Annotated in this window: 18 protein-coding genes; 10 read left to right on the forward strand and 8 right to left on the reverse strand. The window is 64.4% G+C overall.

Annotation, left to right across the window (positions count from 1 at the left end):
- Nucleotides 1–225 precede the first annotated feature (225 nt).
- From ppc to AC07PQ_RS10555, 6 genes are all read left to right on the forward strand, one after another.
- On the forward strand, nucleotides 226–2,856 hold the full coding sequence (gene ppc / locus AC07PQ_RS10530) for a phosphoenolpyruvate carboxylase (protein WP_007927957.1): 2,631 nt from the start codon (nucleotides 226–228) through the stop codon (nucleotides 2,854–2,856).
- A gap of 289 nt (nucleotides 2,857–3,145) precedes the next feature.
- Complete coding sequence (gene adk / locus AC07PQ_RS10535) at nucleotides 3,146–3,793, forward strand: adenylate kinase (protein WP_007927955.1); 648 nt, start codon at nucleotides 3,146–3,148, stop codon at nucleotides 3,791–3,793.
- 98 nt (nucleotides 3,794–3,891) lie between these two features.
- Nucleotides 3,892–4,566, forward strand: coding sequence for a tRNA (adenosine(37)-N6)-threonylcarbamoyltransferase complex dimerization subunit type 1 TsaB (gene tsaB, locus AC07PQ_RS10540; protein WP_007927952.1), 675 nt, complete (start codon nucleotides 3,892–3,894; stop codon nucleotides 4,564–4,566).
- Nucleotides 4,567–4,752: 186 nt separating this feature from the next.
- Nucleotides 4,753–5,055, forward strand: coding sequence for a hypothetical protein (locus AC07PQ_RS10545; protein ID WP_007927950.1), 303 nt, complete (start codon nucleotides 4,753–4,755; stop codon nucleotides 5,053–5,055).
- Nucleotides 5,055–5,915: a DUF72 domain-containing protein gene (locus AC07PQ_RS10550; protein ID WP_009042363.1), complete on the forward strand. Its 861-nt coding sequence runs from the start codon at nucleotides 5,055–5,057 to the stop codon at nucleotides 5,913–5,915. The genes AC07PQ_RS10545 and AC07PQ_RS10550 overlap by 1 nt, the downstream gene beginning before the upstream one ends.
- Nucleotides 5,916–5,947: 32 nt before the next feature.
- Nucleotides 5,948–6,775, forward strand: a complete 828-nt coding sequence (locus AC07PQ_RS10555) for an isocitrate lyase/PEP mutase family protein (protein WP_493185464.1) — start codon at nucleotides 5,948–5,950, stop codon at nucleotides 6,773–6,775.
- 63 nt (nucleotides 6,776–6,838) lie between these two features.
- Here AC07PQ_RS10555 and AC07PQ_RS10560 read toward each other — a convergent pair whose 3' ends face one another.
- On the reverse strand, nucleotides 6,839–7,459 hold the full coding sequence (locus AC07PQ_RS10560) for an energy transducer TonB (RefSeq protein WP_493185465.1): 621 nt from the start codon (nucleotides 7,457–7,459) through the stop codon (nucleotides 6,839–6,841).
- A 94-nt stretch (nucleotides 7,460–7,553) separates the two neighbouring features.
- Between AC07PQ_RS10560 and AC07PQ_RS10565 the strand changes: the two genes are divergently transcribed.
- A complete protein-coding gene (locus tag AC07PQ_RS10565) occupies nucleotides 7,554–8,336 on the forward strand; it encodes a class I SAM-dependent methyltransferase (protein ID WP_493185466.1) in 783 nt (260 codons plus the stop codon).
- An 85-nt stretch (nucleotides 8,337–8,421) separates the two neighbouring features.
- Here the strand turns inward: AC07PQ_RS10565 and AC07PQ_RS10570 are convergent, their stop codons facing one another.
- Nucleotides 8,422–9,057, reverse strand: a complete 636-nt coding sequence (locus AC07PQ_RS10570) for a TetR/AcrR family transcriptional regulator (protein WP_007927932.1) — start codon at nucleotides 9,055–9,057, stop codon at nucleotides 8,422–8,424.
- A 93-nt stretch (nucleotides 9,058–9,150) separates the two neighbouring features.
- Between AC07PQ_RS10570 and AC07PQ_RS10575 the strand changes: the two genes are divergently transcribed.
- Together AC07PQ_RS10575 and AC07PQ_RS10580 are read left to right on the forward strand one after the other, a co-directional pair.
- On the forward strand, nucleotides 9,151–10,251 hold the full coding sequence (locus AC07PQ_RS10575; protein ID WP_007927931.1) for an efflux RND transporter periplasmic adaptor subunit: 1,101 nt from the start codon (nucleotides 9,151–9,153) through the stop codon (nucleotides 10,249–10,251).
- 6 nt (nucleotides 10,252–10,257) lie between these two features.
- The gene (locus AC07PQ_RS10580; protein WP_493185467.1) at nucleotides 10,258–13,323 is read left to right on the forward strand and encodes an efflux RND transporter permease subunit; all 3,066 of its coding nucleotides are present in this window, start codon (nucleotides 10,258–10,260) and stop codon (nucleotides 13,321–13,323) included.
- A gap of 115 nt (nucleotides 13,324–13,438) precedes the next feature.
- Here AC07PQ_RS10580 and AC07PQ_RS10585 read toward each other — a convergent pair whose 3' ends face one another.
- From AC07PQ_RS10585 to plsB, 3 genes are read right to left on the reverse strand one after another with little or no spacing between them, the layout of a single operon-like run.
- A complete protein-coding gene (locus AC07PQ_RS10585; RefSeq protein WP_007927927.1) occupies nucleotides 13,439–14,128 on the reverse strand; it encodes a DUF4197 domain-containing protein in 690 nt (229 codons plus the stop codon).
- A 27-nt stretch (nucleotides 14,129–14,155) separates the two neighbouring features.
- Nucleotides 14,156–14,554 (reverse strand): YbaY family lipoprotein, encoded by a 399-nt coding sequence (locus tag AC07PQ_RS10590; protein ID WP_007927926.1) that lies wholly within the window; start codon nucleotides 14,552–14,554, stop codon nucleotides 14,156–14,158.
- Nucleotides 14,555–14,606: 52 nt separating this feature from the next.
- On the reverse strand, nucleotides 14,607–17,111 hold the full coding sequence (gene plsB / locus AC07PQ_RS10595; RefSeq protein ID WP_007927924.1) for a glycerol-3-phosphate 1-O-acyltransferase PlsB: 2,505 nt from the start codon (nucleotides 17,109–17,111) through the stop codon (nucleotides 14,607–14,609).
- A 244-nt stretch (nucleotides 17,112–17,355) separates the two neighbouring features.
- Between plsB and AC07PQ_RS10600 the strand changes: the two genes are divergently transcribed.
- Complete coding sequence (locus tag AC07PQ_RS10600) at nucleotides 17,356–17,565, forward strand: cold-shock protein (protein WP_007927922.1); 210 nt, start codon at nucleotides 17,356–17,358, stop codon at nucleotides 17,563–17,565.
- Nucleotides 17,566–17,642: 77 nt separating this feature from the next.
- Here the strand turns inward: AC07PQ_RS10600 and AC07PQ_RS10605 are convergent, their stop codons facing one another.
- The 3 genes from AC07PQ_RS10605 to dapE form a co-directional block, all read right to left on the reverse strand.
- A complete protein-coding gene (locus AC07PQ_RS10605; protein WP_007927921.1) occupies nucleotides 17,643–18,020 on the reverse strand; it encodes a hypothetical protein in 378 nt (125 codons plus the stop codon).
- A gap of 83 nt (nucleotides 18,021–18,103) precedes the next feature.
- On the reverse strand, nucleotides 18,104–18,913 hold the full coding sequence (locus AC07PQ_RS10610; protein WP_007927919.1) for a putative RNA methyltransferase: 810 nt from the start codon (nucleotides 18,911–18,913) through the stop codon (nucleotides 18,104–18,106).
- The gene (gene dapE, locus AC07PQ_RS10615) at nucleotides 18,913–20,064 is read right to left on the reverse strand and encodes a succinyl-diaminopimelate desuccinylase (protein WP_053259788.1); all 1,152 of its coding nucleotides are present in this window, start codon (nucleotides 20,062–20,064) and stop codon (nucleotides 18,913–18,915) included. The genes AC07PQ_RS10610 and dapE overlap by 1 nt, the downstream gene beginning before the upstream one ends.
- Between the last annotated feature and the right edge of the window lie 18 nt (nucleotides 20,065–20,082).

Here is a 20,082-nt window from a genome sequence, read left to right on the forward strand (position 1 = left end):
CACCTGCTTGTGGCAGGGCTTGGTGAGTGACCGGCCTGTGCCGGCGCTAAGCCGTTGTGCGGCTTACTCTTGAGACTAGCTCCATCGTGCAAGGTTTAAAGGCGCTTCGTCGTGCACCGGCGTTGCCCGCAGCCGTTCGCGTCAAGACCGCCCTTGCTAATAGCCATGTGCTGGCGGCACTCTTGGGGCTTACCAGGAGCCCCGAGTCCGCTGGAGAACAGGTAGATGACCGATATTGATGCGCGCTTGCGCGAAGATGTTCACCTGCTGGGTGAGCTGTTGGGCAACACCATTCGTGAACAGTATGGCGAGGGTTTCCTCGACAAGATCGAACAGATTCGCAAGGGTGCCAAGGCCGACCGACGCGGTTCGCTGGATGCCGAACTCAGCGCCAGCCTCAACCAGCTCAGCGAGGAAGAGCTGCTGCCGGTGGCGCGGGCGTTCAACCAGTTCCTCAACCTGGCCAACATCGCCGAGCAGTACCAGTTGATTCACCGTCGCGAGGAGTCGCAGCCGGCACCGTTCGAGTCGCGGGTGCTGCCGGAGCTGCTGGCGCGCCTGCGGGCCGAAGGCCATGGCGCCGAGGCGCTGGCCCGGCAGTTGGGACGGCTGGAGATCGAGCTGGTGCTGACCGCCCACCCCACCGAAGTCGCCCGCCGCACGCTGATCCAGAAATACGATGCTATCGCCGCGCAGTTGGCTGCCCAGGACCATCGCGACCTGACCTCGGCCGAGCGCGCGCAGATCCAGACACGCTTGCAGCGGCTGATCGCCGAGGCCTGGCATACCGAAGAAATCCGCCGTACCCGGCCGACCCCGGTGGACGAAGCCAAGTGGGGCTTCGCGGTGATCGAGCATTCGCTGTGGCAGGCCATCCCCAACTATTTGCGCAAGGCCGACCAGGCTTTGCACGCGGCCACCGGCATGCATTTGCCGCTGGAGGCGGCGCCGATCCGCTTCGCTTCGTGGATGGGCGGCGACCGTGACGGCAACCCCAATGTCACCGCGGCGGTGACCCGCGAGGTGCTGTTGCTGGCGCGCTGGATGGCCGCCGACCTGTACCTGCGCGATGTCGATCAACTGGCGGCCGACCTGTCCATGCAGCAAGCCAACGCGACATTGCGGGCACTGGCCGGCGACAGCGCCGAGCCGTATCGCGCGGTGCTCAAGCAATTGCGCGAGCGCCTGCGGGCCACCCGTAACTGGGCCCAGGCATCGTTGAGCGGTAGCGTGCCGGCGACTGCCCAGGTGCTGCAGAACAACCGCGAGCTGCTGGACCCGCTGGAGCTCTGCTACGAGTCCCTGCACGAATGCGGTATGGGCGTGATCGCCGACGGTCCGTTGCTCGACTGTCTGCGCCGCGCGGTGACCTTCGGCCTGTTCCTGGTGCGCCTGGATGTGCGCCAGGACTCCTCGCGGCACACCGCGGCCATGACCGAAATCACCGACTACCTGGGCCTGGGCCGCTACGGCGACTGGAGCGAGCAAGAGCGCATCGATTTCCTGATGCGCGAACTGGGCAGCCGTCGTCCGCTGTTGCCCGGTTATTTCAAGCCCTCGGCCGACACCGCCGAAGTGCTGGCGACCTGCCGGGAAATCGCCGCGGCCCCGGCGGCTTCGCTGGGTTCCTATGTGATCTCCATGGCCGGCGCGGCATCCGATGTGCTCGCCGTGCAACTGCTGCTCAAGGAAGCGGGCGTGCTGCGGCCGATGCGCGTGGTGCCGCTGTTCGAAACCCTGGCCGACCTGGACAACGCCGGCCCGGTGATTGAGCAGTTGCTGCTTCTGCCGGGCTATCGCTCGCGTCTGCAGGGGCCGCAGGAAGTGATGATCGGTTATTCCGACTCGGCCAAGGATGCCGGCACCACTGCTGCCGCCTGGGCGCAGTACCGGGCCCAGGAAAAACTGGTGGATATCTGCCGTGAGCAGCAGGTCGAGCTGCTGCTGTTCCATGGTCGCGGTGGCACCGTGGGGCGTGGCGGCGGCCCGGCCCACGCGGCGATCCTGTCGCAGCCGCCGGGTTCGGTGGCGGGGCGCTTCCGTACCACCGAGCAAGGGGAAATGATTCGTTTCAAATTCGGCCTGCCGGACATCGCCGAGCAGAACCTCAATCTCTACCTGGCGGCGGTGCTGGAAGCGACCTTGCTGCCGCCGCCCCTGCCGCAGCCAGCCTGGCGCGACCTGATGGACGAACTGGCCGACGATGGGGTGAAGGCCTATCGCGCGGTGGTGCGGGAGAACCCGCAGTTCGTCGAGTATTTCCGCCAGTCCACGCCGGAGCAGGAACTGGGGCGCCTGCCACTGGGCAGCCGGCCGGCCAAGCGGCGTGCCGGCGGCATCGAAAGCCTGCGGGCCATCCCGTGGATTTTCGGCTGGACCCAGACCCGCCTGATGTTGCCGGCCTGGCTGGGCTGGGAAACCGCCTTGAGCAAGGCCCTGGAGCGCGGGGAGGGCGAGTTGCTGGGGCAGATGCGCGAACAGTGGCCGTTTTTCCGCACGCGTATCGACATGCTGGAGATGGTGCTGGCCAAGGCCGACGCGGATATCGCCCGTTCCTACGACGAACGATTGGTCGAACCGGCGCTGCTGCCATTGGGTGCGCATTTACGCGACTTATTGTCGCAGGCGTGTTCGGTGGTCTTGGGGTTGACCGGTCAGTCGCAGTTACTGGCACATAGCCCCGACACCCTGGAGTTCATTCGCCTGCGCAATACCTACCTGGACCCGCTGCATCTATTGCAGGCCGAACTGCTGGCCCGTTCGCGACGCCAGGACGGCGCCCAGGACAGCCCGGTGGAACAGGCGCTGCTGGTGTCTGTGGCGGGGATTGCCGCCGGTTTGCGCAATACCGGCTAAGGTAATTGCCGGGGTTTTCAGTGGCTTGGCACGGTACTTCGAGCGCTGGCCCGAGAGGGCTGGCGACCGTCGCCAGGCGACACTTTGTTATGGGGTTGCGACCAGCAATACCCTGTCGCCAGGGCATAAAGGCAGCGGGTTGCTCCGACTTTCGGCTGCTTGTGTGCGCTGTGTCGGCTGTGTATCTTGATCAGCCTTTGGCCGTTTGGGCGGCCACTATCCCATTTCCGAGATTGGCCCCACGAGGCGAATCCGAGCGTTTCTAAATAAAAAATTGAGGAGCACATCGATGCGCGTAATTCTGCTGGGAGCTCCCGGGGCCGGTAAAGGTACTCAGGCAAAGTTCATCACCGAAAAGTTCGGCATTCCGCAAATCTCCACCGGCGACATGCTGCGCGCAGCGGTCAAGGCCGGCACCGAGCTGGGCCTGAAAGCCAAGAGCGTGATGGACGCCGGTGGTCTGGTCTCCGATGACCTGATCATCAACCTGGTCAAGGAACGCATCAGCCAGGCCGATTGCGCCAAGGGTTTCCTGTTCGACGGCTTCCCACGCACCATTCCTCAGGCCGAAGCGCTGGTCAAAGCCGGCGTCGAGCTGGACAACGTGGTCGAGATCGCCGTCGACGACGAAGAGATCGTCCAGCGTATCGCTGGCCGCCGTGTGCACGAAGCCTCGGGCCGCGTTTACCACACCGTCTACAATCCGCCGAAAATCGCCGGTAAAGACGACATCACCGGTGAAGACCTGGTCCAGCGTAAAGACGACACCGAAGAAACCGTGCGTCATCGCCTGTCGGTCTACCACTCCCAGACCAAGCCGCTGGTGGAGTTCTACCAGAGCCTGGCCGCCAGTCAGGGCAAGCCGAAGTACAGCCACATCGCGGGCGTCGGTTCGGTCGAGTCGATCACCGGCAAGGTGCTCGAAGCGCTGAGCTGATCAGTCGTACCGGCTTGATCTTCAACGGCCCGCTTGCGGGCCGCTGCTGTTTATAATGCGTCACTTTTTTCAACTCCCTCTGCCTTATGGAAACATCGATGAGCACCTTGCTGGCCCTGGACACCGCGACTGAAGCCTGCTCGGTTGCCTTGCTGCACGACGGCAAGGTGACGAGCCACTACGAGGTGATCCCGCGCCTGCATGCACAGAAGCTGCTGCCGATGATCCAGAAACTGCTGGCCGATGCCGGCACCAGCCTGCAGGCCGTCGATGCCATTGCCTTCGGTCGCGGGCCTGGGGCCTTTACCGGTGTGCGGATCGCCATCGGCGTGGTCCAGGGCCTGGCCTTCGCCCTGGAGCGCCCGGTGCTGCCGGTGTCGAACCTGGCGGTGCTGGCGCAGCGCGCATTGCGCGAACACGGCGCGACCCAGGTGGCCGCCGCCATCGATGCGCGAATGGATGAGGTCTACTGGGGCTGCTACCGCGAAGTGGCGGGCGAGATGCGCCTGGCAGGGGCCGAAGCGGTGTTGCCGCCGGAAGCCGCTGCGTTGCCGGCGGACGCCAGCGGCGACTGGTTCGGCGCGGGCACCGGCTGGGGCTACGCCGAGCGTATCGGGGTCAATCTCAGTGGCCAGGACGCGGGCATGCTGCCCCACGCCGAAGATTTGCTGACCCTGGCGCGCTTTGCCTGGGAACGCGGCGAGGCGATCCCGGCGGACGAGGCGCAACCGGTGTACCTACGGGACAAGGTGGCGACGCCAAAAGCGCGCTGACAGGCCGCTGCAGAGCTGTTCGCCATCACGAGTCCGCGTGGCGAGCGTGTCAATCGTCAGGTTTTCGTGCCAGTTTTCGGTGGCTTTTAAACCTTTTGCATTTTCTGTGTTCTAGTTATCACTCGGGCATTTGCGTAGTCGGCTAGGTGCCGCTAAATTGCCATCATCGATATCGAGCATGTGATTATGCGCATAGACGGCATTTCCTCTCAGTCCTACCCCATCAAGCGCAAGCCTCGCAAAGGCAGCGTGCTGCTGGACGACTCCCTCGAGGACGCAGATGCCGTCGAAGTCCAACCCGAGACTCCTGCCCAGGCGCGCTCCCAGGCTTCTGCCGAGCGCACCAGCAATCTTCCCGCCCGTCCACAGGACATGATCTTCCAGCGCGCCATGAAAAGAAGCGTCGCCAACGCTCTGGCCAGCTACCTGACCACCGCCGGTTTCGTCGATTGGGATATGGAAGTGGTGGGTCTCGACCTGCACATCTGATGTTGCTGCCTTATTACCTCGGTTGTCCTTCCTGGAGCGAAAACGCCTGGCGTGAGTACCTGTACCCGGAAAGCGCGCGGCCGACGGATTTTCTCGGCCTGTATTGCCAGGTCTTCAATGCCGTGGAAGGCAATACCACCTTCTATGCGCGCCCCGCCGAGGCCACGGTGCAGCGCTGGGCGCAGACCATGCCCGAACATTTCCGCTTCACCGCCAAATTTCCCGGCGACATCAGCCATGGCGGCGACCTGCGCGAACAATTGGGCGCGGCCGAGAGCTTCCTGCAGTTGCTCAGCCCGCTGGGCGAACGTGTTTCGCCGCTGTGGCTGCAACTGCCCGCGAGCTTCACACCGCAGCGCCTGGCGGAACTGGCGGGCTTTATCGACGGCCTGGAGCGGCCGTTGGCGGTGGAAGTCCGGCATCGGGATTTTTTCGCCAAGGGCGATGCCGAGCGCATGCTCAACCGCCTGCTGCTGGATCGTGGGGTAGAGCGCATCTGCCTCGACCCGCGCGCCTTGTTCAGTTGCACTTCCAGCGAGCCGTCGGTGCTCCATGCGCAATCGAAGAAACCCAAGGTACCGCCGCGCCCGGCCGCCTTCACCCAGTTTCCCCAGGTGCGCTTTATCGGTCATCCGGAGCTTGAGGCCAACGATCCGTTCCTGGTGCCCTGGATCGACAAGGTCGCCGGCTGGATCGAGGAAGGGCGAACCCCCTACATCTTCCTGCACACCGCCGATAACCGCCTGGCCGCCGAGCTGGCGCGGCGTTTCCATGCGCGCCTGATGGAGCGCCTGCCTGGATTGCCGGCCTTGCCTGAGCTATACAGAGAGCCCGCCGCGGAGCAACTCGGCTTGCTCTGAACGGGATCATTTCCCTGTCCAGGAGTCCGCCAATGGATGCGCAAACCCTTCGTGCCCAAACCTTCAAGGCCCTGCATGAGCGTGATCGGGCTTTCGTGATTCCCAACCCCTGGGACGCGGGCTCCGCCAAGATGCTGGCCAGCCTCGGCTTCGAGGCCCTGGCGACCACCAGCGCCGGTTTCGCTTTTTCCCTGGGGCGCCCCGACGCCGAAGGTGCCTTGTCCCTGGAGGACACCCTGGGCAACGTTCGCGCCATAGTCGGCGCCAGCAGCCTGCCGGTGGCGGTGGACCTGGAGAACGGTTTTTCCGACAGCCCCGAAGGCTGTGCCCGGACCCTGCGCCAAGCGGCCGCCTGCGGGGCGGTGGGCGGCTCCATCGAAGACGCCACGGGCCGGGCCGATGATCCGATCTATGACTTCAAGCTGGCGGTCGAGCGTATCGAGGCGTCGGTCGCCGCAGTGCGGCAATTGCCTTTTCCCTTTGTGCTCACGGCACGGGCGGAAAACCTGCTGCATGGCCGGCAGGACCTGCCGGACACCCTTCGCCGCCTGCAAGCCTATGCCGAGGCCGGCGCCGATGTGCTGTATGCGCCTGGGTTGCGCTCGGCGGAGGAAATCATCGCCGTGGTCCGCGCGGTGGCGCCCAAACCGGTCAACGTGCTGATGTCGGGCGGCCTGAAATTGACCCTGGCGCAGTTGAGCGAGCTGGGGGTGAAGCGGATCAGCGTCGGTTCGGCCCTGGCGCGGGCCGCCTATGGCGCCTTCTATCAGGCTGCGCAGGAAATCCGCGACCACGGCAGCTTCGACTTTGCCGACCAGGCTTTGCCGTTCGGGCAGATCAATCGGTTGTTCAAGGACTGAGCGGCCGGGGTGTCGCTAGGTGCCATTGCCGGTAGTGGATCTGTCGGTGAAACCGGCTTGAGGTCAGGCGGCGATCCGCAGGTTCTGCAGGATCAGCGGACGCGCCCAGCCGTTATCGAAATCGAACTGTTTCTGCTGCTCGATGAGTTCTTGCGGCGGGAAGGGCGGGAAGGGTTTGTCCAGCAGCTCCAGTTCGAGTTCGGCGATCGGCAGGTGCAACGGCCGCGGTTGCGGCGCCGGGCTCGGCTCGGGCAGGGGCTGGCCGGCATTGAGGACAATGGGGCGTACCCAGCCGCTTTCGAAGTCTTGCTGGTGTTGCTGGGCGGCGATTTCTTCCGGCGGGAACGGCGGAAACGGTTTGTCCAGCAGCTCGGTCTCGAACTCGGCGATCGGTAGGAACAACGGTTCCGGCGGGCGGATCTCGGTGTCCTGGACGTCGCAATGACGCTGGGTAACGATTTGCGCCAGCAGGTCGCTGCCGCCATGGGGTTCGGTCGGGCCGTCCACGGCCACCGGAGAATTGTCGTCAGTGACCTTCGCGCCATCGCCGCGTTGCTCGGCCAGCGCCTGGGCAAAAAAATCCTGCCACAGATGGCTGACGCCGCTCAGTGCCTGGGAATTTTTGAGGCCGTAATCGCCGTGGGGCGATATGACGCCAATGGATAGGCTTCGAATGTCTGACATTTCTCTCGGGTCGACGCTCAGCTCTGGCAAAATGCCGAATAGTTCTTTTATCGGCAGTTTTTGCCGATCATTAATTTTTTGAGCGTGTTTTCAGATGAGTGAGCAACCAGCGGCCTGCCGCATCAAAGTCGAGGCCTTGGCCGAGGCATTCCAGCCGCAGGCCGCGCATTGGGCCGAGCGACTGGGGCTGCCATTGCAGATCGACGAGGCGGAATTCGCCCTGCAGGTCGGCGAGCAGGGCTTGCAACTGCAGCAGCTCGGCGCCGATGCGCCAGGGCCGGTGCGGGTGGACTTTGTCGAGGGTGGCGCGGCTCACCGACGGCTGTATGGCGGCGGTAGTGGGCAGATGATCGCCAAGGCGGTGGGCATCGCCCAGGGTGTGCGTCCGCGGATCCTGGATGCCACGGCGGGGCTGGGCAAGGATGCGTTCGTCCTGGCCAGCCTCGGCTGCGAGATGAGCCTGATCGAACGCCAGCCCTTGATCGGCGCCTTGCTCGAAGACGGCCTGGTCCGGGCGGGAGAGGATTTCGAGGTGGCGCCGATCGTGGCCCGCATGCGCCTGCTCAAGGGCAACTCGATCGAAGTGATGCGCAACTGGGAGGGCGAGCCGCCCCAGGTGATCTACCTGGACCCGATGTTCCCGCATCGGGAAAAGACCGCGCTGGTGAAAAAGGAAATGCGCCTGTTCCGCCCGCTGGTCGGGGACGACCCGGACGCCCCGGCGCTGCTGGAGGCCGCCCTGGCCCTGGCCAGCCACCGGGTGGTGGTCAAGCGCCCGCGCAAGGCGCCGTGCATCGCAGGCCCCAAGCCGAGCCATGCGCTGGATGGCAAATCCAGCCGTTACGATATCTATCCGAAGAAGGCGCTCAAGGCCTGATCTTCATCGGTTTTTTCGCCAGCAAGCTCGCTCCTACAGGGACTGCGCATGACCTGTAGGACCGAGCTTGCTCGCGATAGGGTCTTCAGGCTCGATACGCCCGCATGAACAACCCCACCACTTCCCGCACATGCTCCTCGGCGGCTTCGTCGCTCAGCGGCGCGCCGCAGCCGTAGAGCAGGCGAAAGTTCGCCGCGCCCTTGAGCAGGCAGAAGAAATGCTCGGCGGCGTTACGCGGTTTGTCGATGCGCAGGGCGCCGCTCTGGTCGATCCTGGTCAACAGCCGTTCCATGCCTTGCAGCATGCGCTGCGGTCCGGCCTCGAAGAAGATCTGCGAGAGCTTCGGGTCCTGGCTGCCCAGGGCCATGATCAGGCGATGCAGGTTCAAGGATTCTTCGCTGTTGATCAGCAGGTGAAAGCCCCGGGCGATATTCAGCAGCACGTTTTCGATCGGCATGCCGGCGGGCAATTCGAAGAACAGCGTTGGCAACTGCTCCTCGCACTTGGCCATCACCGCGGCGGAAAACAGGGTCTCCTTGTCGTTGAAATGGCTGTACACCGTCAGTTTGGAAACACCCGCTTCGCCAGCCACCGCGTCCATGCTGGTATTGGCGTAGCCGTTGCTCAGAAACAGCGTTTTCGCGGCTTCGAGAATGGCCTGGCGTTTTGCCAGGTCCTTGGGGCGGCCGGGGCCGTTTGAGGTAGAAAGATTGTCGGACATTCTTCGCTTTAATACTGGACTGGTGAGTTTGCTATTAATAACATACCCACCAGTATAATTATTCGAAGCACCCTTAGCGAAAGGTCCCTCACCATGTTCCGCTATGCCTTATCCCTCGCGTTGCCAGTCAGCCTGGCCGTTCTGCTGTCCGCGTGCGGCCATGAAGAAACCGCGCAAACCACCGTCCGCCCGGCCATGGTGGTGCAGCCAGAGCCCGCGGCGCAGGCCATGGACAGCTACCCTGGCGAGGTCCGGGCGCGTTACGAACCGGACCTGGCGTTCCGGATCGGGGGCAAGGTCAGCCGACGACTGGTCGATGAGGGGCAGCGGGTAAAGGCTGATCAGCCATTGGCCGAGCTCGATCCGCAGGATGTGCGGCTGCAACTGGAAGCCACTCGGGCCCAGGTGGCGGCGGCCGAAGCCAACCTGAACCTGGTGCGCTCCGAGCGTGACCGCTACAAGACCCTGATGGATCGGCAACTGGTCAGCCGTTCCCAGTACGACAACGCCGAGAATCTATATCGCTCCGGCCTGGCCCGGCTCAAGCAGATCAAGGCCGAGTTCGACGTGGCCAGCAACCAGGCCGGTTACGCCGTGCTGCGCGCGCCCCAGGACGGCGTCGTGGCCCGGCGTACGGTCGAGGTCGGCCAGGTGGTTGCCGCCGGCCAGACCGTTTTTACCCTGGCCACCGACGGCGAGCGGGAAGTGCTGATCAGCCTGCCGGAGCAGGGTTTCGGCCGTTTCCGCATCGGCCAGCCGGTGTCGGTGGAGCTGTGGAGCCAGCCCGACCAGCGCTTCGCCGGGCAGATCCGCGAGCTGTCGCCGGCCGCCGACCCACGATCCCGTACCTTCGCCGCCCGCATTGCCTTTACCGCCGGCAAGGTCCCGGCCGAACTGGGGCAGAGTGCCCGAGTGTTCATTCAGACAGCGGGCAGTGTGCCGCTGTCGGTGCCGCTGTCGGCGGTGACCGCGGAAAACGGTGCCGCCTATGTCTGGCGGGTAGACGCCAACAACACCCTGAAAAAGACCCCGGTGCGTCTCGGCGCCTTTGGCGAGAAGAGCGTACCGGTACTCGAAGGCCTCGGAGTCAGCGACTGGGTGGTGGCGGCGGGTGTGCATGTGCTCCATGAGGGGCAGCAGGTGCGCCCGGTGGATCGCTCCAACCGCGTAGTCAATCTGGCGGCCAAGGAGTAATCCCCGATGGGTTTCAATCTTTCCGAATGGGCGTTGCGCAACCGCCAGATCGTGCTGTTCCTGATGCTGTTGCTGGCCATAGTCGGGGCGTTGTCCTACACCAAGCTGGGCCAGAGCGAAGATCCGCCCTTCACCTTCAAGGCCATGGTGATCCGCACCAGCTGGCCGGGCGCCACGGCCCAGGAGGTTTCCCGGCAGGTCACCGAACGTATTGAAAAGAAGCTGATGGAAACCGGCGAGTACGAGCGTATCGTCTCGTTTTCCCGCCCGGGTGAATCCCAGGTGACCTTCATGGCGCGCGACTCGATGCACTCGGCGCAGATCCCCGAGCTCTGGTATCAGGTGCGCAAGAAGATCAGCGATATCCGGTATACCTTGCCGCCAGGTATCCAGGGCCCGTTCTTCAACGACGAGTTTGGTGACACCTTCGGCAATATCTATGCACTGACCGGCGACGGTTTCGACTACGCGGTGCTCAAGGATTACTCCGATCGCATCCAGATCCAGCTGCAGCGGGTCAAGGACGTGGGCAAGGTCGAGCTGCTGGGCCTGCAGGACGAGAAGGTCTGGATCGAGCTGTCGAACGTCAAGCTGGCGACCTTGGGTCTGCCCCTGGCGGCGGTGCAGCAGGCTCTGGAAGAACAGAACGCGGTGTCCACCGCCGGTTTCTTCGAGACCAGCAGCGAACGCCTGCAATTGCGGGTGTCCGGTAATTTCCAGAGCGTCGAGCAGATCAGCAGTTTCCCGATCCGGGTGGCCGACCGTACCTTCCGCATCGGCGATGTGGCGGACGTGCGTCGCGGATTCAACGATCCACCGGCACCGCGCATGCGCTTCATGGGGCAGGATGCGATCGGCCTGGCGGTGGCGATGAAGGACGGCGGCGACATCCTGGTGCTGGGCAAGGCGCTGGAACTGGAGTTCGCCCGGATTCAGAAAAACCTTCCCGCCGGCATGGAGCTGCGCAAGGTCTCTGACCAGCCGGCCGCGGTGAAGACCGGCGTCGGCGAGTTCGTCCGGGTGCTGGTGGAAGCCCTGGCGATCGTGCTGCTGGTGAGTTTCTTTTCCCTGGGTGTGCGTACCGGCATGGTGGTGGCCCTGTCGATCCCGCTGGTGCTGGCGATGACCTTCGCCACCATGTATTACCTGGGGATCGGCCTGCACAAGATCTCCCTCGGCGCGTTGGTGCTGGCCCTGGGCTTGCTGGTGGACGACGCGATCATTGCGGTGGAGATGATGGCGATCAAGATGGAGCAGGGCTATGACCGGCTCAAGGCTGCCAGCTACGCCTGGACCAGTACCGCGTTCCCGATGCTCACCGGTACCCTGATCACCGCCGCCGGCTTCCTGCCGATCGCCACGGCGCAGTCCGGCACCGGCGAATACACCCGCTCCATCTTCCAGGTGGTGACCATCGCCCTGCTGGCCTCATGGATCGCCGCGGTGGTGTTCGTGCCCTACCTGGGCGAGAAGCTGCTGCCGGACCTGGCCAAGCTGCATGCGGCCAAGCACGGCGGCGCCGACGGCCAGCCCGATCCGTACGGCACACCGTTCTATCAGCGGGTGCGGCGGATGGTGGAGTGGTGCGTGCGCCGGCGCAAGACCGTGATCGCCCTGACCGTGCTGTTGTTCATCGCCTCGGTGATGCTGTTCCGCTTCGTGCCGCAGCAGTTCTTCCCGGCTTCCGGGCGCCTGGAACTGATGGTCGACCTGAAACTGGCCGAGGGCGCGTCCCTGAGCAACACCGCCGATCAGGTCAAGCGCCTGGAGGCCATGCTCAAGGATCATGCCGGCATCGATAACTACGTGGCCTACGTCGGTATCGGTTCGCCGCGTTTCTACCTGCCCCTGGACCAGCAACTGCCGGCGGCGAGCTTTGCCCAGTTCGTGGTGTTGGCCAAGACCATAGAGGAACGTGAAAGCCTGCGCAGCTGGCTGATCGAAACCCTCGACGAGCAGTTCCCGGCCCTGCGCTCGCGAGTTACCCGCTTGGAAAACGGCCCGCCCGTGGGCTATCCGGTGCAGTTCCGCGTCACCGGCGAGCACATCGAAGAGGTGCGGGCCCTGGCGCGCAAGGTGGCGGCCAAGGTGCGCGAGAACCCCCATGTGACCAACGTGCACCTGGATTGGGAAGAACCGAGCAAGGTGGTCTACCTCAATATCGATCAGGACCGTGCGCGGGCCCTGGGCGTGAGCACGGCCAACCTGGCGAAGTTCCTGCAAAGCTCGCTGACCGGCTCCAGCGTCAGCCAGTACCGCGAAGACAACGAGTTGATCGAGATCCTGCTGCGTGGGACCTTGCGTGAACGCACCGAGCTGTCGCTGCTGTCGAGCCTGGCGGTGCCCACCGACAACGGCAAGAGCGTGGCGCTGTCGCAGGTCGCGACCCTGGAGTACGGCTTCGAGGAAGGCATCATCTGGCACCGCAACCGCCTGCCGAACGTCACCGTGCGCGCCGATATCTATGGCAAGGAACAGCCGGCGACCCTGGTGCAGCAGATCCTGCCGACCCTGGAACCGATCCGCGCCGAACTGCCGGACGGTTACCTGCTGGACGTCGGCGGCACCGTGGAAGACTCGGCGCGCGGGCAGAACTCGGTGAAGGCCGGCGTGCCGCTGTTCATCGTGGTGGTGCTGACCCTGCTGATGCTGCAACTGCGCAGCTTCTCGCGCACGGCGATGGTGTTCCTCACCGCGCCGCTGGGGTTGATCGGCGTGACCCTGTTCCTGATGGTGTTTCGCCAGCCGTTCGGCTTTGTGGCCATGCTCGGGACCATCGCGCTGTCGGGGATGATCATGCGCAATTCGGTGATCCTGGTGGATCAGATCGAGCAGGACATCGCCGCCGGGCTCACGCCGTGGCAGGCGATCATCGAGGCGACGGTCAGGCGTTTCCGGCCGATCGTGCTGACCGCGCTGGCGGCGGTGCTGGCGATGATCCCGCTGTCACGCAGCGTGTTCTTCGGGCCGATGGCGGTGGCGATCATGGGCGGGCTGATTGTCGCGACGGCGCTGACCCTGCTGTTCTTGCCGGCGTTGTACGCGGCGTGGTTCCGGGTCAGGAAAACCTGATTCGCCTGTAGGAGCGAGGCTTGCCCGCGATTTAGACGCCGCGGTGTGCCTGACACACCGCGGCGTCTAGATCGCGAGCAATCGAGCGTCGAGCGGCCGCTCCTACAGGTAGGGGTTACAGGCTACCGAATACCTTCTTCGCCAGGCTGGTGGCCGCTGCCGCCGGGTTCTCGCGAATGGTCGCTTCCTGTTTGCCGATCATCTCGAACAGGCCGTTGAGCGCCTGTTCGGTCACGTAGCTTTCGATATTCGCGTTCTTCGCATCCAGCACGCCGAAGGTGGCGGCCTGGCCGGCGAAGGCGTTGTACTGCTTGGCCAGGCCCACCTGGTCGGTGGCCTGTTTGACGATCGGCAGGAACTTCACGCGGATCTGTTCGCGGCTGGTCTTGCTCAGGTATTGGGTGGCGGAATCCTTGCCACCGCTGAGAATGCCCTTGGCGTCCTCCACGCTCATCTTCTTCACGGCATCCACCAGCAGCGCCTGGGCCTGCGGCACGGCGGCCTCGGCGGCCTTGTTCATGCTGGTCTCGAGTTCCTCGACCTGGGCGCCCATGCCGAACTGCTTCATTTTCTTCGCCACTTTGCCGAGGTTGCCCGGCAGTTCGATGCGCACATCCGGGTTGTTGCTGAAACCGCCGGCGGTGCCCAGTTGTTTGACCGCGACCTGGGCTCCCTGGGTCAGGGCATCCTTGAGGCCGCCGGTGGCGTCTTGCTGCGACAGGTCGCCGAGGGACAGCGCCAGGGCACTGGCACAGATCAGCAGGCCGGCGCACAGGCTGGTGAAGCGAAGGGAAGAACGGAGCATGGCAGCTTCCTTGTTCGAGAGAAGGGATTAGCGAACCGCGTCGACGCGGATTTTCAGCGGTTGCGGATCGCTGCCGTCGAGTTTCACCCCGTTGTGCTCGGTGGTGACGAACAGCAGTTTGCCAGCCACTTCGATCCGCGCGCTGACCGAATAACGGTGCCCGGGTTTGACCTGGGCCGGGTCGTAGCTGAGGTGGAAGGGCAGCGGCACCTGGCCTTTGACCGGGCCTTTCTGTTCGGCCAGCAGCACCGCGGGGGCGTCGGCCAGCGACACGTCCTGCAGGCTGACGCTCAGGGTGGCGGCTGGCGGCAGGGCGATGCGTTGCAGGTAGAAGACTTCGCCATCGAGGCTGGCTTTGCTGGCAGGTTGCATGCTGTTACAGGCCCCGAGCAGGGTGGCAAGGGCGAGCAGGGTGAGCTTTTTCATGATGGATCTCCGTATCGGGGGGCGCCAGAAACCGCCTGGCGCCGATAAGAATCTAGTCGCTTTGCTGCGGTGCGGCGACCTGCTCGGCGGCATCTTCGCTGCGATGCAGGGCCACCTGGCGGATCGACAGGCGAATCTCCGCCGGCAGCACGCGCTTGGCCGCGCCCTCGGCCAGTTCGCCGAGCAGTTCGTGGTAGCTCAGCTTGCCGGCCTCGTCGCGGCGCAGCACGTCCTGCTCCAGCAAGGTCTGGATGAAGTGGCGGAACAGGCTCTTGTCGAAGAACTCCGGGGCATTCAGGCCATGCAGGATCGACAGGCGCTGGGCCATGACCGTGCACAGGTCTTCCAGCTCTTCGGCGCTGATGCTGCGCTGGCCGCTGTTGAGCAGCAGCGAGATGGCCATGTAGAAGCGCTGCAGGGTCTGGGCGATGCTCTTGGACAGCAGGGTCAGCAGCACGAAATGCCGCGAGCTTGGGGCCGGACGCAGGTACAGCTCCTTCTCGAAGCGCAGCAGGCCTTGCTCGACGAAGGCCTCCAGCCATTGGTCGATCACCCCGTCCAGCTCGTCCAGGGACCAACGGATGAACAGCTCCGACTGCAGGTAGGGGTACAGCGCCCGGGTGTAGCGCAGGATCTGTTCGCGGCTCATGCGCGACGAGCTCTGGAAGAAGCTCGCCAGCAACGCCGGCAGGGCGAAGATGTGCAGCACGTTGTTGCGGTAGTAGGTCATCAGGACGGCGTTCTGCTCGTCCAGGTAGAGGATTTTGCCCAGGGCATCGCTCTGCTCGGACAGCAGGTCCATGTCCTTCACATGCTCGATCAAGGCCCGGCCATCGCCTTCCGGCAGGGTGGTGTGGGGCGAGTAGGGGACTTTGCGCAGCAGCGCCAGGTACAGGTCCAGGACCCGGGCCATGGCGCGGTCGTCGAGGGCCAGGCGGCTGGTGGACAGCAGCGCCAGGGCCACCAGGTTGACCGGATTGATCGCCGCCGCCTCGTTCAAGTGCTGGGCGACTTTTTCACCCAGGCGGTTGGTGGTTTCGTTGAGCCAGGCCGGCTTGAACTGCGGGCCCAGCTCCTGGGCGCGCCAGCCCGGCTGTTCCTGGTCGAGGAACTCGGCCAGCTTGATCGGCTCGCCGAAGTTCACCGCCACCTGGCCGAAACGCTGCTTGAGGGCGCCGATGACCTTGAAGATGTCGAAGATCGACTCTTTCTTCTTGCTCGCGCCGCGCAGCTCGCCCAGGTAGGTGCGGCCTTCCAGCACGCGCTCGTAGCCGATGTACACCGGGACGAAGACGATCGGCATGCGCGAGGAGCGCAGGAAGCTGCGCAGGGTGATGGCCAGCATCCCGGTTTTCGGTTGCAGCATGCGCCCGGTGCGCGAACGCCCGCCCTCGACGAAGTACTCCACCGGGAAACCCTTGGTGAACAGGGTATGCAGGTATTCGTTGAACACCGAGGTGTAGAGCGGGTTGCCCTTGAAGGTGCGGCGCATGAAGAACGCTCCACCCCTGCGCAGCAGGCTGCCGATCACCGGCATGTTCAGGTTGATCCCGGCGGCGATGTGCGGCGGGGTCAGGCCGTTGCGGAACAGCAGGTAGGACAGCAGCAGGTAGTCGATGTGGCTGCGGTGGCAGGGCACGTAGATCACTTCGTGGCCCGGGGCGACTTTCTGCACGCTTTCGATGTGGTTGACCTTGATCCCGTCGTAGATCTTGTTCCAGAACCAGCTCAGCACCACTTCGAGGAAGCGGATCGCGGTGAAGGTGTAGTCCGAGGCGATCTCGTTGCCATAACGCAGGGCCACGGCCTTGGCCTTTTCCGGGGAGATCTTTTCCCGTTCGGCTTCGTCGAGGATCGCCTGCTTGACCAGTGGCTGGTTCAGCAGGCCCTTGACCAGGTTGCGCCGGTGGGAAATGTCCGGGCCGATCACCGCGGCCTTCAGGTTGCGAAAGTGCACCCGCAGGATGCGCTGGGCCATGCGCACGGTGCGCTCGTGGCCCTTGTTGTGCTCGATCAGTTCGCGCAGGTGGATCGGCGCGGAGAATTGCACCCGGGTCTTGCGGCCCAGGATCATGATGCTCAGCAGCCGGCGCAGACGCCCGGTGACTGCCCAGCTGTCGGCGAACAGCAGTTTCCACGGGCTTGATTCGCTGTCGGGCGACTGGCCCCAGAACACGCTGACCGGAATGATCTGCGCGTCTTCGGCGGCATTCTGGCTCAGGGCGCTGACCAGGCGGGTCAGGGTTGGTGGCGCGCCGCGCTTGTCCTGGCGACCGAGCCAGTCCGGGGCCGGGGTCAGGTAGAAGAACGCGGCGGGTTCCAGGAGGTTACCCACCGAGACCGGCAGCACCGGGCGCGGCAACCCGGCCTTGGTGCACTCGGCATCGACCACGGCAAGGTCGGTGAGCGAAGGGTTTTGCAGGACGTAGAACACCGGACGACTGCGGTCGAGGTTGAGGGTGAAGGACGACTGGTTGATCGTCTCCGAGCGAACCCAGAGGTACAACAGTCGGCGCAAGGTGCCAAACACAAGACGGCGGAACGGGGAGCGGGTCATACGGCTTCTGCTTTAGTGGAAAAAACCGAGCAGTTGCTCGGGGCGGCTAGTGTGCCGGATTCACCGAAAATCGGCAAAAAAGCGGCAAACAAGATTGAGTTGAGAGTTTTTCTGCCTGTCATATACTCGCCCGACTGACGCCTGGGCATGCGGGGCCCATCAATAGAAACCCAGGTCCAGGCGAAAGTTCTCACGGCTTCGTTTCAGTAAGCCGACTGATAATAAAAAGACGGAGGATGGATTGATGGCAACTCGCGAGACCGGCAGCGTGAAGTGGTTCAACGACGCCAAGGGTTACGGCTTCATTCAGCGTGAAGGTGGTGCCGATGTATTTGTCCACTACCGTGCTATTCGTGGTGAAGGCCACCGCTCGCTGACCGAAGGGCAGCAGGTTGAATACGCCGTGGTAGAGGGGCAGAAGGGTTTGCAGGCAGAGGATGTAGTCGGCTTGTAAGCGCTGTGCCTTGTAGGAGCGAAGCGTGCTCGCGATAACGCTATCGCGAGCACGCTTCGCTCCTACAGTAATCAGAGTCAGGCGGTACGCCAGGTAATCTCTTCTTCCCCGTCGGCGCTGATGCGAATCCAGCGGTCGGCCGATTCCTCACCTTCTTCCTCGACCCAGCTGCCCGGTGCGCAGCGCACTTCGACGTTCAGCGCGGCGAAGGCGGCGCGGGCGCAGGCGATGTCGTCGTCCCACGGCGTCTGGTCGCTTTCCAGGTACAGGCTGTTCCATTTGCCCACGGCTTTCGGCAGCCAGGTCACTGGCACGCTGCCCGCCTTGCATTTGTAGGTCTGGCCTTTCTGCACCCAGTCGCTGCACGGGCCCAGGGCCGCGCCGAGCCAGGCGGCGATGGCCTTGTGGTCGACGTCGGCGTCTTTCAGGTAAATCTCGATATCCGGTTGGCGCATGGATGTCCTCACTGCGGGTCTGAAAAATCCATTCGCGGATTTATTCGGCCTCGAGTCGCTGCTCGAGGCCGTGGATTAATGGGTTATTGCAGCACGAAGTAATCGTAGCGCATCGACACGCTGACCTCGAAGGGCTCGGCCTGCTCGATCACGCTGGCCCGGCGTTCGGCACTGGCGCGCCAGCCGTGGGGCGTCATGGCCAGCAGGTTGGCGCGATCCTGCGGATTGCTCAGCGTCAGCTTGAAGTCCAGGGTTTCACTGTGTTGCAGCGCCATGCCCGCGGGCACCAGCGCCAGGTGTTTGTCGTCGGTGTATTCGCGGACCTCGTCGTACAGGCGCTCGCGCAATTCCATCAGGTGGCCGCTGGTCGGTCCGACCTTCATCAGTCCGCCGCCAGGGCTGAGCAGGCGCTTGGCTTCCTGCCAGTCCAGCGGGCTGAAGACACTGGCGAGGAACTGGCAACTGGCATCGGCCAGGGGCACCCGGGCCATGCTGGCGATCAACCAGGTCAACTGCGGGGCACGGCGGCAGGCGCGCTTGACCGCTTCCCGGGAGATGTCCAGGGCATAACCGTCCGCCTGGGGCAGGGCTTCGGCGATCTGTGCGGTGTAGTAACCCTCGCCGCAACCGATATCGACCCAGCGCTGCGGGGCGCGCTCGGCGGCCAGTTCGGCCAGGCGCCTGGCCACCGGGGCGTAATGGCCGGCATTGAGAAAGTCGCGGCGGGCTTCGACCATGGCCTGGTTGTCGCCCGGGTCGCGGCTGTTCTTGTGCTGCACCGGCAGCAGGTTCAGGTAACCCTGGCGGGCGCGGTCGAAGCGGTGCCCGGCCGGGCACACGACACCGTTGTCGACGGCGCTCAGGGGCGCCGCGCAGATAGGGCAGGCAAGCATCAGGCGAGCAACTTGATCAGGGTCTGGTAGTAGATTTCGGTCAGCACGTCGAGGTCGCTGGCCAGTACGCGCTCGTTGACCTGGTGGATGGTGGCGTTGACCGGGCCCAGCTCGACCACCTGGGTGCCGAGGGTGGCGATGAAGCGCCCGTCGGAGGTGCCGCCGCTGGTGGAGGCCTTGGTCTCGCGGCCGGTGACGTCCTTGATGCTGGCCGACACCGCGTCGAGCAGGGCGCCCGGCTCGGTGAGGAACGGCAGGCCCGACAACGCCCACTCCACATGCCAGTCCAGGCCGTGCTTGTCGAGGATGGTGGCCACGCGCTGTTGCAGGCCTTCGACCGTGGATTCGGTGGAGAAGCGGAAGTTGAACACCGCCACCAGCTCGCCAGGGATCACGTTGGTCGCGCCGGTGCCGGAATTCAGGTTGGAAATCTGGAAGCTGGTGGGCGGGAAGAAGGCATTGCCGTCGTCCCAATGTTCCGCGGCCAGTTCGGCCAGGGCCGGGGCGGCCAGGTGGATCGGATTCTTGGCCAGGTGCGGGTAGGCCACGTGGCCCTGCACGCCGCGCACCGTGAGTTTGGCGCCGAGGGAGCCGCGACGGCCGTTCTTGACCACGTCACCGACCAGGCTAGTGCTCGACGGCTCGCCGACGATGCACCAGTCCAGGCGCTCCTTGCGCGCCGCCAAGCGCTCGACCACCGCCTTGGTGCCGTGGTGGGCCGGGCCTTCTTCGTCGCTGGTGATCAGGAAGGCCACCGAGCCTTTGTGGTCCGGGTAGTCGGCGACAAAACGCTCGGCCGCCACCAGCATCGCCGCGAGGCTGCCTTTCATGTCCGCCGCGCCGCGCCCGCAGAGCATGCCATGCTCGTCGATCAACGCGTCGAACGGGTCGTTCTGCCAGGCCTGCACCGGGCCGGTGGGCACCACATCGGTATGGCCGGCGAAACACAGCACCGGGCCTTCGTGCTTGCCGTGGCTGGCCCAGAAGTTATCCACATCCTCGATGCGCATCGGCTCCAGCTTGAAGCCAGCATCGCCCAGGCGCTGCATCATCAGCTTCTGGCAGTCGGCGTCGACCGGCGTCACCGACGGGCGGCGGATCAGGTCACAGGCGAGTTGCAGGGTCGGCGAAAGGTCGGCGTGGGCCGTCATGGGGAAACTCCGGTGCAA

This window comes from Pseudomonas sp. GW821-FHT09E12, assembly GCF_059416085.1.

Excerpts from the sequence above, each read along its gene's own strand:
- AC07PQ_RS10545 (WP_007927950.1), top strand. The coding sequence starts at position 4,753 with ATGCGCATAGACGGCATTTCCTCTCAGTCCTACCCCATCAAGCGCAAG.
- plsB (WP_007927924.1), bottom strand. The coding sequence starts at position 17,111 with ATGACCCGCTCCCCGTTCCGCCGTCTTGTGTTTGGCACCTTGCGCCGA.
- AC07PQ_RS10565 (WP_493185466.1), top strand. The coding sequence starts at position 7,554 with ATGAGTGAGCAACCAGCGGCCTGCCGCATCAAAGTCGAGGCCTTGGCC.
- AC07PQ_RS10585 (WP_007927927.1), bottom strand. The coding sequence starts at position 14,128 with ATGCTCCGTTCTTCCCTTCGCTTCACCAGCCTGTGCGCCGGCCTGCTG.
- AC07PQ_RS10590 (WP_007927926.1), bottom strand. The coding sequence starts at position 14,554 with ATGAAAAAGCTCACCCTGCTCGCCCTTGCCACCCTGCTCGGGGCCTGT.
- AC07PQ_RS10570 (WP_007927932.1), bottom strand. The coding sequence starts at position 9,057 with ATGTCCGACAATCTTTCTACCTCAAACGGCCCCGGCCGCCCCAAGGAC.
- ppc (WP_007927957.1), top strand. The coding sequence starts at position 226 with ATGACCGATATTGATGCGCGCTTGCGCGAAGATGTTCACCTGCTGGGT.
- AC07PQ_RS10575 (WP_007927931.1), top strand. The coding sequence starts at position 9,151 with ATGTTCCGCTATGCCTTATCCCTCGCGTTGCCAGTCAGCCTGGCCGTT.
- AC07PQ_RS10610 (WP_007927919.1), bottom strand. The coding sequence starts at position 18,913 with ATGCTTGCCTGCCCTATCTGCGCGGCGCCCCTGAGCGCCGTCGACAAC.
- dapE (WP_053259788.1), bottom strand. The coding sequence starts at position 20,064 with ATGACGGCCCACGCCGACCTTTCGCCGACCCTGCAACTCGCCTGTGAC.
- AC07PQ_RS10580 (WP_493185467.1), top strand. The coding sequence starts at position 10,258 with ATGGGTTTCAATCTTTCCGAATGGGCGTTGCGCAACCGCCAGATCGTG.
- AC07PQ_RS10555 (WP_493185464.1), top strand. The coding sequence starts at position 5,948 with ATGGATGCGCAAACCCTTCGTGCCCAAACCTTCAAGGCCCTGCATGAG.
- AC07PQ_RS10550 (WP_009042363.1), top strand. The coding sequence starts at position 5,055 with ATGTTGCTGCCTTATTACCTCGGTTGTCCTTCCTGGAGCGAAAACGCC.
- tsaB (WP_007927952.1), top strand. The coding sequence starts at position 3,892 with ATGAGCACCTTGCTGGCCCTGGACACCGCGACTGAAGCCTGCTCGGTT.
- AC07PQ_RS10560 (WP_493185465.1), bottom strand. The coding sequence starts at position 7,459 with ATGTCAGACATTCGAAGCCTATCCATTGGCGTCATATCGCCCCACGGC.
- adk (WP_007927955.1), top strand. The coding sequence starts at position 3,146 with ATGCGCGTAATTCTGCTGGGAGCTCCCGGGGCCGGTAAAGGTACTCAG.
- AC07PQ_RS10605 (WP_007927921.1), bottom strand. The coding sequence starts at position 18,020 with ATGCGCCAACCGGATATCGAGATTTACCTGAAAGACGCCGACGTCGAC.
- AC07PQ_RS10600 (WP_007927922.1), top strand. The coding sequence starts at position 17,356 with ATGGCAACTCGCGAGACCGGCAGCGTGAAGTGGTTCAACGACGCCAAG.